Origin of the sequence: Chromohalobacter sp. 11-W, from assembly GCF_029889905.1 — a bacterium.
In the GTDB taxonomy this organism is placed as follows: Bacteria; Pseudomonadota; Gammaproteobacteria; order Pseudomonadales; family Halomonadaceae; genus Chromohalobacter.
This window is the reverse complement of the sequence record NZ_JARANZ010000001.1, coordinates 140,868-153,785: the sequence shown is the minus strand read 5'-3', so window position 1 is coordinate 153,785 and position 12,918 is coordinate 140,868. Positions and strand designations below refer to the sequence as shown.

General features: G+C 63.0%; 10 protein-coding genes. All 10 read right to left on the bottom strand.

Going from position 1 to position 12,918, the window contains the following annotated elements; translation table 11 throughout:
• Positions 1–17: 17 nt before the first annotated feature.
• A complete protein-coding gene (locus OP494_RS00720) occupies positions 18–956 on the bottom strand; it encodes an ABC transporter substrate-binding protein (RefSeq protein WP_348521688.1) in 939 nt (312 codons plus the stop codon).
• Positions 957–1,100: 144 nt separating this feature from the next.
• A complete protein-coding gene (locus OP494_RS00715; RefSeq protein WP_280538834.1) occupies positions 1,101–1,904 on the bottom strand; it encodes an electron transfer flavoprotein subunit beta in 804 nt (267 codons plus the stop codon).
• Positions 1,894–3,162 carry an electron transfer flavoprotein subunit alpha/FixB family protein gene (locus tag OP494_RS00710; RefSeq protein WP_280538833.1) on the bottom strand — a complete coding sequence of 423 codons (1,269 nt, stop codon included), beginning with the start codon at positions 3,160–3,162 and terminating at the stop codon, positions 1,894–1,896. The genes OP494_RS00715 and OP494_RS00710 overlap by 11 nt, the downstream gene beginning before the upstream one ends.
• On the bottom strand, positions 3,159–5,201 hold the full coding sequence (locus OP494_RS00705) for a (Fe-S)-binding protein (protein ID WP_280538832.1): 2,043 nt from the start codon (positions 5,199–5,201) through the stop codon (positions 3,159–3,161). The genes OP494_RS00710 and OP494_RS00705 overlap by 4 nt, the downstream gene beginning before the upstream one ends.
• Before the next feature lie 107 nt (positions 5,202–5,308).
• Positions 5,309–7,393, bottom strand: coding sequence for a dimethylglycine demethylation protein DgcA (gene dgcA, locus OP494_RS00700; RefSeq protein ID WP_280538831.1), 2,085 nt, complete (start codon positions 7,391–7,393; stop codon positions 5,309–5,311).
• A 10-nt stretch (positions 7,394–7,403) separates the two neighbouring features.
• Positions 7,404–7,949: a 4-vinyl reductase gene (locus OP494_RS00695; protein WP_280538830.1), complete on the bottom strand. Its 546-nt coding sequence runs from the start codon at positions 7,947–7,949 to the stop codon at positions 7,404–7,406.
• A 172-nt stretch (positions 7,950–8,121) separates the two neighbouring features.
• The gene (locus tag OP494_RS00690) at positions 8,122–9,099 is read right to left on the bottom strand and encodes a dipeptidase (protein ID WP_280538829.1); all 978 of its coding nucleotides are present in this window, start codon (positions 9,097–9,099) and stop codon (positions 8,122–8,124) included.
• A 193-nt stretch (positions 9,100–9,292) separates the two neighbouring features.
• The gene (locus OP494_RS00685) at positions 9,293–10,420 is read right to left on the bottom strand and encodes a GlxA family transcriptional regulator (protein ID WP_280539172.1); all 1,128 of its coding nucleotides are present in this window, start codon (positions 10,418–10,420) and stop codon (positions 9,293–9,295) included.
• A 265-nt stretch (positions 10,421–10,685) separates the two neighbouring features.
• Positions 10,686–11,543: an S-formylglutathione hydrolase gene (gene fghA / locus OP494_RS00680; protein WP_280538828.1), complete on the bottom strand. Its 858-nt coding sequence runs from the start codon at positions 11,541–11,543 to the stop codon at positions 10,686–10,688.
• A gap of 126 nt (positions 11,544–11,669) precedes the next feature.
• Complete coding sequence (locus tag OP494_RS00675) at positions 11,670–12,779, bottom strand: S-(hydroxymethyl)glutathione dehydrogenase/class III alcohol dehydrogenase (protein WP_280538827.1); 1,110 nt, start codon at positions 12,777–12,779, stop codon at positions 11,670–11,672.
• Positions 12,780–12,918 lie beyond the last annotated feature (139 nt).

Below are 12,918 nucleotides of genomic sequence, written 5' to 3'. Positions count from 1 at the left end.
TATGAGCCCTCGCGCTACTACCGGCTTCCCAGTTGTGCCTTGACCGCATCGATGGCCGGCTCGCCAGCCTTGGTGGTTACACCATCTAGCCACTGGGCCACGGTAGCGTAGTGGTGGCGAATCCACTCGCTGGCGACTTCGTCGGCGGGACGCTCCTCATGACTATACTCGTAGATCCAGTCGTTCTGATCCTCGATCGAGATCCGGTACTGCGACAGGAAGCGGTAGAGGTTGGCATCCTCCGATTGAAGCTCGGCCGGCACCACGGTCCAGACCGTGCTCTTGATCTCGGCGACACCGCTATCGTCGGCGTCCTTAAGGTAATAAAGGTCGTAGCTGACATTCATCCAATGCGGTTCCCAGCCGACGAACGTCACCCATTCCCGGTTGGCGATACGCTGGTCGGCGTAGGCGAGCATCGCCGAGGTCGAACTCTCTCGCAACGCCCAATCACCGAGCCCCGCCTTATCTTCGTCGATAGCCGCCAGAATCGCATCGTTGATACCGGTACCGGCCTCGATGCCCTGTATTTCGCCATCGAAGCGATCCCGATATTCGACGAGATCGGCGACGCTTTCGACACCCGCTTCGTGGACGTATTCCGGCACCACCAGCCCTGAATTGGCATCATCGATGTTCTCGGTAAGCTTGACCACTTTATCGTCGGCCACCAGCGGCTCGATCATTTCTTCCTCGATGGGGTACCAGCCACCAAGATAGACGTCGAGATCGTCGCTGGTCAGGCCATTGAGGATGACACCCACCGCCAACTCGCTTTGCTCGGTGTGATATCCCATCGCCTCGAGAAGTTGCGACGCGACCTCCGACTTGACCGTCACCCCCGGCCACGGCGGCACACCAAAGCGTACGGTATCGAGATCAGCTTGCGCCGGTCCGGCAGCGATCCACGCCAACGGCAACAAGGCAAGCGAATGGCGAAACGGCATCTTGCGCATAGGAGGACTCCATTGGTTATTAACCCTCCTACTCTGCGCCTCTTCGTGATGAATCTTTTCCATAAAACGACAGAAAATACACGTCATGCGCCCCGCATCAGCATGCACCAATGCCTGTCGCCATCTTCTTGAACGTCTCGGGCCTCAACGCAAGACGTCCTCTTCACGCAGTAGCGTCAAGATCGCCTCGGCGCCTTGAGTCGGGGTCACGTCCGTCAGCACCTGCCCACTGCCGCCTTCGGCCTTGGCAGCGGCGGCCTTGAAGCGGTCCCGCGCCGAAGCGGCCTTGACGATCTTGAGGCGTTTGGGACGCTGGCGCGCGGGTTGCACTTGCCATGCGGCCCATTGTTCATCATCGCTCACCGGCCCTGCCGCCGTCTCGAACGCGCCGCGTCGCGCCGGCCCGTAGGCGCTCTGGCGCGGCGCGGGGGCCGCATCGTCGACGGTGACGATGACGGGCAGACGAACCTTGAGTCGCCGCCGCTGCCCACGCGGCAGGGCCTGCAACAAGGTCGCCATGCCCTCCTCGACGCTTTCCACCGCCGCCAGGCCACTCACCAGAGGCCAGCCAAGGCGTTCGGCAAGCAGGTAGGGCAACAGCCCCGAGCCTTCGCCCCGTTCGGCACGTTCGCCGGCGATCACCAGGTGCGGCGACATCGCATCCAGGGCCTCGGCAAGCGCAGGCAACACATCGGCGCCCTCGGGTTGCTCAAGTAGCGACAATTCGGTGAAGCCCATGCCCAGATAGCCGCGCAATGCAGCTTCGCTGCTCTCATCGCGCATGCCGGCATGCAACAGGCGCACCTGGGCATTCGCCAAGGAGCGCGCCAGCTCCACACCCCGTGCGTCCTGATCGGCACGCCGCGCTCTTCCCGTCAGCGGATGGCGGCCGACGGAGACCAGCACCGTCACTTCGAGTCCTGGTGTCATGGCGGATTCAGGCTGCATCGCGTTTCTCCTCTCGTGCCTGTGCCACCAAGGTGACCAACGCCTCGAGTATTTGAGTCGAGTCCCCGATTACCGCGAGATCGGCACGCTTGATCATGTCGCAACCGGGATCCATGTTGATCGCCACCACCTTGTCGCAGGTCTGAATACCCTGCAGATGCTGGATGGCGCCGCTGATACCCACGGCCACATAGACCCTCGCCGTCACCCAGGTGCCGGTGGCCCCCACCTGACGGTCGCGGGCCATGAAACCATCATCCACCGCCACGCGTGAGGCGCCTTCGGTGGCCCCCAATACCTCGGCGGCATGGTGGAAGCCTGGCCAATCCTTGACGCCATTGCCGGCAGAGAGAATGAATTCCGCCTCGGACAAGGCCACGCCTGATGGGTCGACACTCACCTGACCGAGATCCTGAATGCGCGACAAGGTCGACGGCAACGGCTGAGGTAAGGCCAGCTCGGCGGCGGCATGGCGCGTTTCGCTCACCGGCTCGGCACATTCAGCCAAGGCCAGGGCGAGGCGCGGCAAGGGACGCCGAATATCCAACGACCCGGCCGCACCGCGCGCCGTGCAATGCCAGCCCGTGGCCACCTCGGCGTCCGCTTCGGCCTGCCAGACACCCGTCGCCGGTCGCTCACCGAGACGCGCCGCCAAGCGTCTTCCCAACTCTCCGCCGTCCAGCTTGGAGTCCGGCAGCAGCCAATGGCGTGGTACCCACGACTCCTCGGCCATGATCAGCGCTCCCAGGCGCGCCTCAGGGGCATAGCCTGCGACCTCCGGTGAATCGAGATGCAGCAGACGGTCGATGCCCGCTTCACCGAAGTTCGCCTCCTTGTGGGGACCGAAAACCACGGCCACCACCGCGCCCCGAGCCGCAGGATCGGCATCGGCGAGCTGGCGCGCCAGGCCGAGCAGATCCCGGTCATGCCCACTCAGGCGGCCGCCAGCCATGTCCGGCACCACCGCGACCATGAACGCGGGCGCTTCGATCTCGACCAACGGCTTGCGCTCGGCAGCCGGTGTCGTCGCACCGCCGCCACCCGCACCTTGTTGCGTGCCGCTACGGTCGATGCGCTTCACGCCATTGGGGCCGACGAACCCCACCGCGTGCGGATTCCTGCGCACGAGACCGCCAGGGCCCCACCATTCGCTGGCCGCGCCCTGGCCCGTCGCCAGGAGCACTTCAGCATGGCGCGGATGCAGACGATTACGGGCGATCCATTCCTGGCGGGGATCGCGACGCGGAAGATCGCTCATGACATGACCTCCTCGGTAGCCTGCGCGGTCGAGGTATCACGCGGCGCAGATGATGTCGCCGCCGGCGTGGTATCCAGCGCAGCGGCGACCATCTCGGCGATGTCCTTGACCGCAACCTCTTCGTCGCCCGCTGGCGGGACGACCCCTTCGAACATGGCCGTGCATTGCGGGCAGCCCACCACCACCTGCTCGGCCTGAGTCTCGCGCACGTCACCCATGCGCATGTCGGGGATACGTTGCTTGCCGGGAATGTCGGTGACTGGCGCCCCGCCACCGCCGCCACAGCAACGCGAGCGATAGCCCGAGCGCTGCATCTCGACCAGTTCGACGCCCAGCGCTTGCAGCACCGCGCGAGGTGCTTCGTATTCGCCGTTGTAGCGGCCCAGGTAGCAAGGGTCATGATAGGTCACACGCGCCGCTTGGCCCGGCGCCAGTCGCAACCGACCCGCCTCGATCAACTGATTGATGAAGGTGCTGTGATGCCAGACCGGGTAGCCAGCTTCCTGCCCTTCGGGATAGAAGGCGCCGTATTCGTTCTTGAGCACGTGGAAGCTGTGCGGATCGCAGGTAACGACACAATCGAAGCGGTACTGGGAAAGCGTGGCGATATTGCGCCGCGCCAGCGACTGGAAGGTTGCCTCATCGCCGAGACGACGCGCCACGTCGCCACTGTCGCGCTCTTCATTGCCGAGCACGGCGAAGTCGACATCGGCGGCGCGCAGTACCTTGACCAGGGCACGCAGCGTGCGCTGATTGCGCATATCGAAGACGCCGTCACCCAACCACAGCAATACCTCGGCGCGCTCGACGTCGGCCATCAACGGCAGTTCGAGATCCGCCGCCCAGTTGAGCCGCCCGCCGGGGTCGAAACCGCCGGGGTTGTCGGTGGCGATCAGGTTGTCGATTACCTCGGCGCCCTTGCCGGGTGTCGCGCCTTCTTCGAGCGTCAGATGACGACGCATGTCGACGATGGCATCGACGTGCTCGATCATCATCGGGCATTCCTCGACACAGGCCCGGCAGGTGGTGCAGGACCACAGCGTCTCGGCATCGACCAACGCCTTGCCGTCTTTTGTAGAGGCTGGCGCGACGATAGGACCATGCGGCGAGCCCTGGTGCTCGCCGACCGGCTGGTCCCCGCGCTCGGGTGACGGGTAGGGAGAACCGGCATATTGGGCATCGCTCCCCCCGGCCATGCCCACCACCATGTCCTGGATAAGCTTCTTGGGGTTGAGCGGTTGGCCCGCGGCGAAGGCAGGGCAAACCGCTTCGCAGCGCCCGCACTGCACGCAGGCATCGAAGCCCAACAGTTGGTTCCAGGTGAAGTCGGAGGGTTGGCCGACACCCAATGGTGCCTCGGCATCGTCGAGATCGAGCGCCTTGAGGCCGGTGGGTGGAGACCCACCGTGCTGCGTATCGGAAAAGCGCTCAGGGCGGCGATGAAAGGCCAGATGCAAGGCGCCGGCAAAGGCATGCTTCATCGGCCCGCCCCAGGTCATGCCGACCACCAGCTCCGCCAGGCCCCAGGCCACCACGGCAGCCAGCACCAGCGCGACCAGCCAGCCACCGGCGTCGGCGGGCAGCACGCCCACCGCCGGCAGGGTGACCACGAAGATGCCCAGCGAGAAAGCCATCAGACTCTTGGGCAGACGCATCCAGGGACCCTTCGACAGGCGCGCCGGTGGGTTACGCCGCCGCCGCACGACGAACAGGCTACCCGCGAACATGGTCGCGCTGGCCGCCAGCAGCAACCAACCCAATACGCCCTCGGCGAGGCCCAGGCCGTGGACGACGATCGCCAGCCCCAGTGCCGCAACGAAACCGCCGGCGGTGGCCACGTGGGTATTGGCCATCACCTTGTCGCGCGCCACCACATGGTGCAGGTCGACCAGATAACGACGCGGCATCGCGATCAGGCCGCGAAAGACAGATACCTGCGACGCTCGTCCCCGGCGCCACAGGCGCACACGCCGCCAGGCGCCGAGTGCTGCTACTGCCAGGGCAGCGAAGAGCAGTATCGGCAAGAGGATATCGAGCATGGCACTCACCTCATCGGCGAGCTGGACGCTGACAGCCGGAAGCTGAAAGAAAGAACGAAAAGCACGGTCTTCCTTCCAGCTTCAAACTTCAGAGCTCCAGCTAGAAATTAAAAGTCCTTGCAAATCCGCAGAGCGTCGTAGATCGCCGCATGCGTATTGCGCGGCGCCGTACAGTCGCCCACGCGAAACAGCAGGAAGCCGGTCTGTGCGTCGTCATTCAGCGTCGCCAGGCTAGGTTGCGGCTCAGCGGCGTAGAGCGCTTCGAGATCGAGTTGTCCGTGATTTCGCGAGCGCTCCTTGAGCGCGTAATAAAGCGATTCATCCGGGCGCACGCCATTTTCGACCACCACCTGATCGACCACGCGCTCTTCCTGGACGCCGGTGTATTCGTTCTCCAGAACCGCCACCAGTGACGCACCCTCGCGATAGACCTTATGCAGCGCCAGGTCCGAGGTCATGATAACCTCCTTCTCGTAAAGGCTGCGGTAGTAGGTGGGAAAGGTCGTGCCGCCGACCGCACCGCCGGGTTTGGTATCGTCGGTGACGATCTCCACCTGGGCGCCTTTGTCGGCCAGGTAGTCGGCCACCGAGACCCCGGTGAATTCGCAGATGGTATCGAACACCAGTACGTTCTGGCCCGGCGCCACTTCACCGCCGAGGATGTCCCAGGCGCTGACGACCAAGCTTTCGTTGCGGTCTTCCGTATACCCCCATTCCGGCACCTGGGTCAGAAACGGCTGGCCGCCGGTGGCGAGGACGACGATCTCGGGGCGCAGGTCATTGATCGTCGCCTCGTCGGCGTGCACACCCAGGCGGACATCGACCTTGAGACGCGTCAACTCGAGCTGAAACCAACGCGTGATGCCGGCGATTTGATCGCGCTGCGGCGCCTTGGCGGCGAGTGTGATCTGTCCGCCCAATGCTTCGGCGCCTTCGAACAGCGTGACCGAGTGTCCCCGCTCGGCGGCGACGCGCGCCGCTTCCATACCGCCCGGCCCGCCGCCCACGACGACCACACGCCGCTGGGGACCGGCGCTTTTCTCGATCTCATGCGGCAGCCCCATGTATTCGCGAGAGGTCGCCGCATTCTGGATGCACAACACATCGAGGCCCTGGTACTGGCGATCGATGCAGTAATTGGCGCCCACGCACTGCTTGATCCGGTCGGTCTGTCCCATCTGGACCTTGGCGATCAGGTGCGGGTCGGCGATGTGCGCGCGGGTCATGCCCACCATGTCGACGTAGCCACCTTCGAGAATGCGGTTGGCCTGCGTGGGGTCCTTGATGTTCTGGGCGTGGATCACCGGCGCGCCGACCACTTCCTTGATGCCCGCCGCCAGGTGCAGGAACGGCTCCGGCGGATAGGCCATGTTGGGGATCACGTTGGCCAGGGTGTCGTGAGTATCGCAGCCCGACCCCACTACGCCGAAGAAGTCGACCTGGCCGGTGGCATCGTAGTAGGCGGCGATATCCTTCATATCGTCGTGGGTCAAACCATCCGGGTGAAACTCGTCGCCACAGATGCGCATGCCGACCACGAAATCGTCGCCGACCTCAGCACGTACCGCCTTGAGCACTTCCATACCGAAGCGCATGCGGCCCTCGAAGCTACCGCCCCATTCATCGGTACGCTTGTTGACGCGCGGGCTCCAGAACTGGTCGATCAAATGCTGGTGCACGGCGGAAAGCTCGACGCCATCCAGGCCGCCTTCTTTCGCGCGCCGCGCGCCCTGGGCGAAATCGTCGATGATCCGCCAGATGTCTTCTTCTTCGATGGTCTTGCAGGTCGAGCGATGCACCGGCTCGCGAATCCCCGAGGGTGACAGCAGCACCGGCCAGTCATGACCGTCCCACCGTGAACGACGCCCCATGTGGGTGATCTGGATCATGATCTTGCCGCCGTGCTTGTGAACGGCATTCGAGAGGTTCTGGAAGTGCGGGATGATGCGGTCGGTGGCCAGGTTCACCGAGCTCCACCAGGCTTGGGGGCTGTCGATCGACACCGGGGACGAGCCGCCGCAGATAGAAAGGCCCACGCCGCCCTTGGCCTTTTCTTCGTAGTATTTGACGTAGCGATCGGTGGTCATGCCGCCATCGGTGGCATGGACCTCGGCATGGGCGGTGCTGACCACGCGGTTGCGAATCGTCAGCTTGCCGATCTCGATGGGTTGGAAAAGTGCGTCGAATGCCATCTTGGAAACCTCAGCCGGCAGTTGGGGAGCGGGGCGTGACCTGGAAGCGACCGACATCGCAGCCCGGCTCGGCGGCGCTTTGGGTCTGCTCGGCGACGGTGCGCAATTCACTGCCTTGCGCGGCGAGAATCTGATCCATCGCCCCGGCAAACCAGCCGGTGAACATGTAATCCACCTTGTGGCCGACCTTGCCCTGTTGATAGACGAAGGCGCTGTCTTCCAGGCGTACGCGGGCGCTGCCCGCATCGAGATCGAACGCCTCGGTGAAGAAGCGCCCCCAGCCGCGTTGCGAGAGTCGCTTCATGTAATGTTCGAAGACATCCACACCTTCCAGGCCATGGCATTCGGCTTCTTTTTCGCACCAGTGCCAAGCGCTCTTGTAGCCAGCCTGGTAGAGAATCTCGGCGTAGGTCTCGATGCCCAGCGCCTGCTCCACGGCGACGTGATTGTTGATGAAGAAATGGCGCGGCACGTAGAGCATGGGGAGCGCATCGGTGGTCCACACGCCGGTCTCGCTATCCACTTCGATGGGCAGTTCGGGAGGCATCTTGGTCACGGTCGTATTCCTCGCATCGTTGTTCTTGGCACGTTTCTCACCGGGGATTGCCAGCGGTAGGCCTGCGAGGAGGCGCTCTGAATACGTCCTTGTACGCTACCGATTCCATCCCTGGAATCGGACCTCCTCTTCGGCCTACCCCGGCACCCCTTACATACAATGGCGGAGCCTCTTAAGCGCCCCAGACATCCTTGAGCACTCGCATCCAGTTCTCACCCATGATCTTGCGCACCTGTCGCTCGCTCATGCCGCGTCGCAAGAGTGCCTCGGTGAGGTTGCCGAACTCACCGATGGTGCGAATGCCTTCGGGGTTGATGATGGTGCCGAAGTTGGTCAGGCGCCGGGCGTAGCCCTTGTCGTGGGTGAGCCACTCGAAGAAGGCTTGATCCTGCCCCTGGGTGAAATCGGTGCCGATACCGATGGCGTCCTCGCCGACGATGTTCATGACGTATTCAATGGCTTCGACGTAGTCGTCTACGGTGGCGTCGACACCGGCACGCAGGAAGGGGGTAAACATGGTCACGCCGACGAAACCGCCATGCTCGGCGATGAAATGCAACTCGGCGTCGGACTTGTTACGTGGATGTTCCTTGAGGCCGGACGGTAGGCAATGGGAGTAGCAGACCGGCTTCTCGGACGTTTCGATGACCTCGCGAGAGGTGGTCTCGCCAACGTGGGATAAATCGCACATCACGCCCACGCGATTCATCTCGGCGACGATTTCGCGACCGAAGCCGGAAAGCCCGCCGTCGCGCTCGTAACAGCCGGTGCCGACCAGATTCTGGGTGTTGTAGCACATCTGCACGATACCCACGCCGAGACGCTTGAAGACCTCGACATAGCCGATCTGATCCTCGAAGGCATGGGCGTTCTGGAAGCCGTAGATGATGCCCGTCTTGCCTTCTTCCTTGGCACGGGTGATATCGGCGGTGGTGTGCACGGGCCGCACCAGGTCGTCACTCGCCGCAAGTAGCGCGTTGGTCTGGACGATATTATCGACGGTGGCCTGAAACCCTTCCCATACCGAGACGGTGCAGTTGGCAGCGGTCAAACCGCCCCGGCGCATGTCTTCGAGTAGTTCGCGGTTCCATTTGGCGATGATCAGACCATCGATAACGATGGCGTCGTCGTGTAGTGCTTGCGCGGTCATGGGTCTCGCTCCCGGGGATGGCGTCATGTCGCCAGCTTAGCCCCGTCCCCGAGACCGTCGACGCTTGGAAGCGACGAGGAAAATTCCAAATACGTCACGCCTTGTCATCGGCCCTAACGTAACGAGGCCGCCCGATGATCGGACGGCCCCGAGGGAAGCGGCGCGTCGGCCGCATGAATAGCGCGAACACGCGCTATCTCAAGTGCACACTCGCGTAGGTGGGTTCGCCTTGCGCCTGGGCTAGTGCCTGCATGGCGCTGGAGGCGCGCGGTGCAACATAGGCGTCGTCTTCATTGCCCGCTGTGAGGTTGGCGGGCGTCAGCGTCACGCTGGCGCTCGTCAGACGCGTCAAGCGTTCGTCACGCGGCGGCGTGCCGAAGTATTCCCGATAGCACTTGGAAAAATGCGGTGTGGAAACGAACCCGCAAACCGAGGCGATTTCGATGATCGACATCGAGGTCTGGCGCAGCAGCTGTCGGGCGCGGGTCAAGCGCAGCTTGAGGTAATAGCGCGATGGCGAGCAACTCAAGTACTTCTGGAAGAGACGCTCGAGTTGGCGACGCGAGACGTTTACATAGTTCGCTAGCTCGTCGAGGGCAATGGGCTCTTCCAAATTGGCCTCCATCAGCGCCACGATCTCGAGCAACTTGGGCTGGCTGGTGCCCAGAACATGCCGCAGCGGCACACGCTGCTGGTCTTGTTCGCCGCGCATGCGATCGCAGATGAACATGTCGGAGATCGCCGCCGATAGCTCGCGGCCATGATCGCGGGCGATCAACGTCAGCATCATGTCCAGCGGCGCGGTCCCGCCGGAGGCTGTGGCGCGGTCGCGATCGATGGAGAACAAGCGGGTGGTCAGCGTGGCACGCGGGTAGGCTTCCTGTGCGGCGGCCTGGAACTCCCAATGAATGCTGCATTCATAGCCATCGAGCAGCCCTGCCTTGGCCAGCGCCCAACTGCCGGTACATAGCGCACCGATGCGTCGCGACTGGCGCGCCTGCGCCTGCAGCCACAGCACATGCTCACGCGTGACATGACGCTGGATGCCGACACCGCCACACACGAACACCATGTCGAGCGCCAACGGCTCGTGCATGCCGTTATCGGGCGTGATCAGCAAGCCATCGCTGGCTCGTACCGCCTCGCCGTCCGTACTCAGCGTGGTCCATTGGTAGAGTTCACGCCCCGCCAACTGATTGGCCATGCGCAACGGCTCCACCGCCGAGGCCAACGAGATCAGCGTGAAATTATCCATTAACAAGAAGCCCAAACGCAGCGGCGCATCAGGGGCGGTAGGCGGCGCGGGACGATCGCTCGTCATGGCCATCAGCGGTTCTCCTCGGGTCACGTTCGGAGCCACTGGTAGTGCTTCACCAGGGGTGTATTGTCATTGTAGGAAGTTGGTTTCAACGCCTTGAGTGTGACGAGAAGGCGCCCCCTCAACGTATCTAAAAGCGTCGTCTCACGCTATCAAAAACGACATACCCATGACGTTTTTAAGAAAATGCCCCGTACCAATACATTTGGTCGGGGCATGGGTCCGGCACGGCGCCTAGCAAACTGTCGATCGTGATGCCGCGCTGCTACTAACGCTTTCGCTGCAGATGCTCGGCATGATAGCGCAGATGCTCTTCGATGAAGGTGGCGATGAAGAAGTAGCTATGATCGTAGCCCGGCTGACGGCGCAGAGTCAGCGGATGGTCATGCTTCTCACAGGTGGCTTCGATGCGCTCAGGCATTAGCTGTTCGTCGAGGAAGTTATCCGCCTCACCCTGATCGATGAACAGCGGCTGGCGCGAGGCACCCTTGGCAATCAGCTCGCAGGCGTCGTATTGCGTCCATTTGCCATGATCCTCACCCAGGTAGGCCGTGAAGGCCTTCTGTCCCCAGGGCGAGACGATGGGGTTGACCACCGGTGCGAGCGCCGAAACCGAGGCGTAACGTCCAGGTTGACGCAAGGCCAACACCAGCGCGCCATGACCGCCCATGGAATGTCCGCTGATGGCTTCCCTTCCGTTGAGCGGGAAATGCTGACGCGCCACCGAGGGCAGCTCCTCGGTAACGTAGTCGTACATGCGATAGTGCTTGGACCACGGCGCCTGGTTAGCATTGACGTAGAAGCTCGCGCCGGAGCCGAAGTCATAGCTGTCGTGTTCTCCGGGAAGATCGGTGCCACGCGGACTGGTGTCCGGGCAGATGATAGCCATGCCCAGCTCGGCAGCCACGCGTTGTGCGCCGGCTTTTTGCATGAAGTTCTCGTCGTTGCAGGTCAGCCCCGAGAGCCACCACAGCAGCGGCACCTTGTCGGTTTCCGCCTGAGGTGGCAGATAAATGGCAAAGATCATCTCGCAATCGAGTGCACGCGAGTGGTGCTTGTAGCGCTTCAGCCAACCGCCGAACGACTTGGTGGCGGAGACCAGCTCCAGCGATTCGGACATGGTCATGGTGCTCTCCCTGAGAGACCGGCGGCATCGAGCCGCCGGCGGATGGAACGACGTCGGGGCGCGCCCGGCCGCGATGAATCACCACAGGCGCGTACCAAGCGCCTTTCGCGCGGCTTCGGGCGCGTGTCAAAAGTGCAGCACGGTGCGGATGCTCTTGCCGGCATGCAGCAACTCGAACGCCTCGTTGATCTCCTCGAACGCCATGTCCTGGGTGACGAACTCATCGATCTTGAGCTTGCCATTCATGTAGTCATCGACATAACCCGGCAGTTCACTGCGGCCCTTGACGCCCCCGAAGGCGGAGCCCTTCCAGACGCGCCCGGTCACCAGCTGGAACGGCCGCGTGGAGATTTCCTCACCTGCGCCGGCCACGCCGATGATGATCGATTCGCCCCAGCCCTTGTGACAGCACTCCAGTGCGCTGCGCATGACGTTGACGTTGCCGATGCACTCAAAAGAGTAATCGACGCCGCCATCGGTCAGGTCGACGATCACCTGCTGGATGGGGTCCGAGTAATCCTTGGGATTGACGAAGTCGGTGGCACCGAACTGACGCGCCAGCTCGAACTTGTCGGGATTGACGTCGATGGCGATGATACGGCTCGCCTTGGCCATCTGCGCGCCCTGGATGACTGCCAGGCCGATGGCACCCAGGCCGAACACGGCAACGGTGGCACCCGGTTCGACCTTGGCGGTATTCATCACCGCGCCGATGCCGGTGGTGACACCGCAACCCAGCAGGCAGATCTTGTCCAGCGGCGCCTCGGACGAGACCTTGGCCAGCGAGACTTCCGGCAGCACGGTATATTCGCTGAACGTCGAGCAACCCATGTAATGATGCAGCGATTGGCCGTCCTTGGAGAAGCGCGAAGTACCATCAGGCATCACGCCCTTGCCCTGGGTGGCACGGACCGAGCTGCACAGGTTGGTCTTGCCGGAGAGGCAGAACTTGCACTGACCGCACTCGGCGGTATACAGCGGAATGACGTGATCGCCAGGCTTGAGGCTGGTGACCCCCTCACCGACTTCCTGGACGATGCCTGCCCCTTCGTGGCCCAGCACCGCCGGGAAGTTGCCTTCCGGATCGGCCCCAGAGAGGGTAAAGGCGTCGGTATGGCAGACGCTGGTCGCCTTGATCTGAACCATTACCTCGCCGGCCTTGGGCCCTTCGACGTCGATCTCGGCAATCTCCAGCGGTTTGCCGGCTTCCCAAGCGATGGCGGCGCGTGATTTCATCAGGCATTCTCCTTCGTCGATCGTGGCGGCGCCCGATGCGCCAGCATAGGCAGTCTAGGCGCGCGTGGTTAACCCCACCAGTCTAGGCAGTTGGCGCGCTTGGATAAATGCTTACGACGTCACAACATTATTGCCGTGG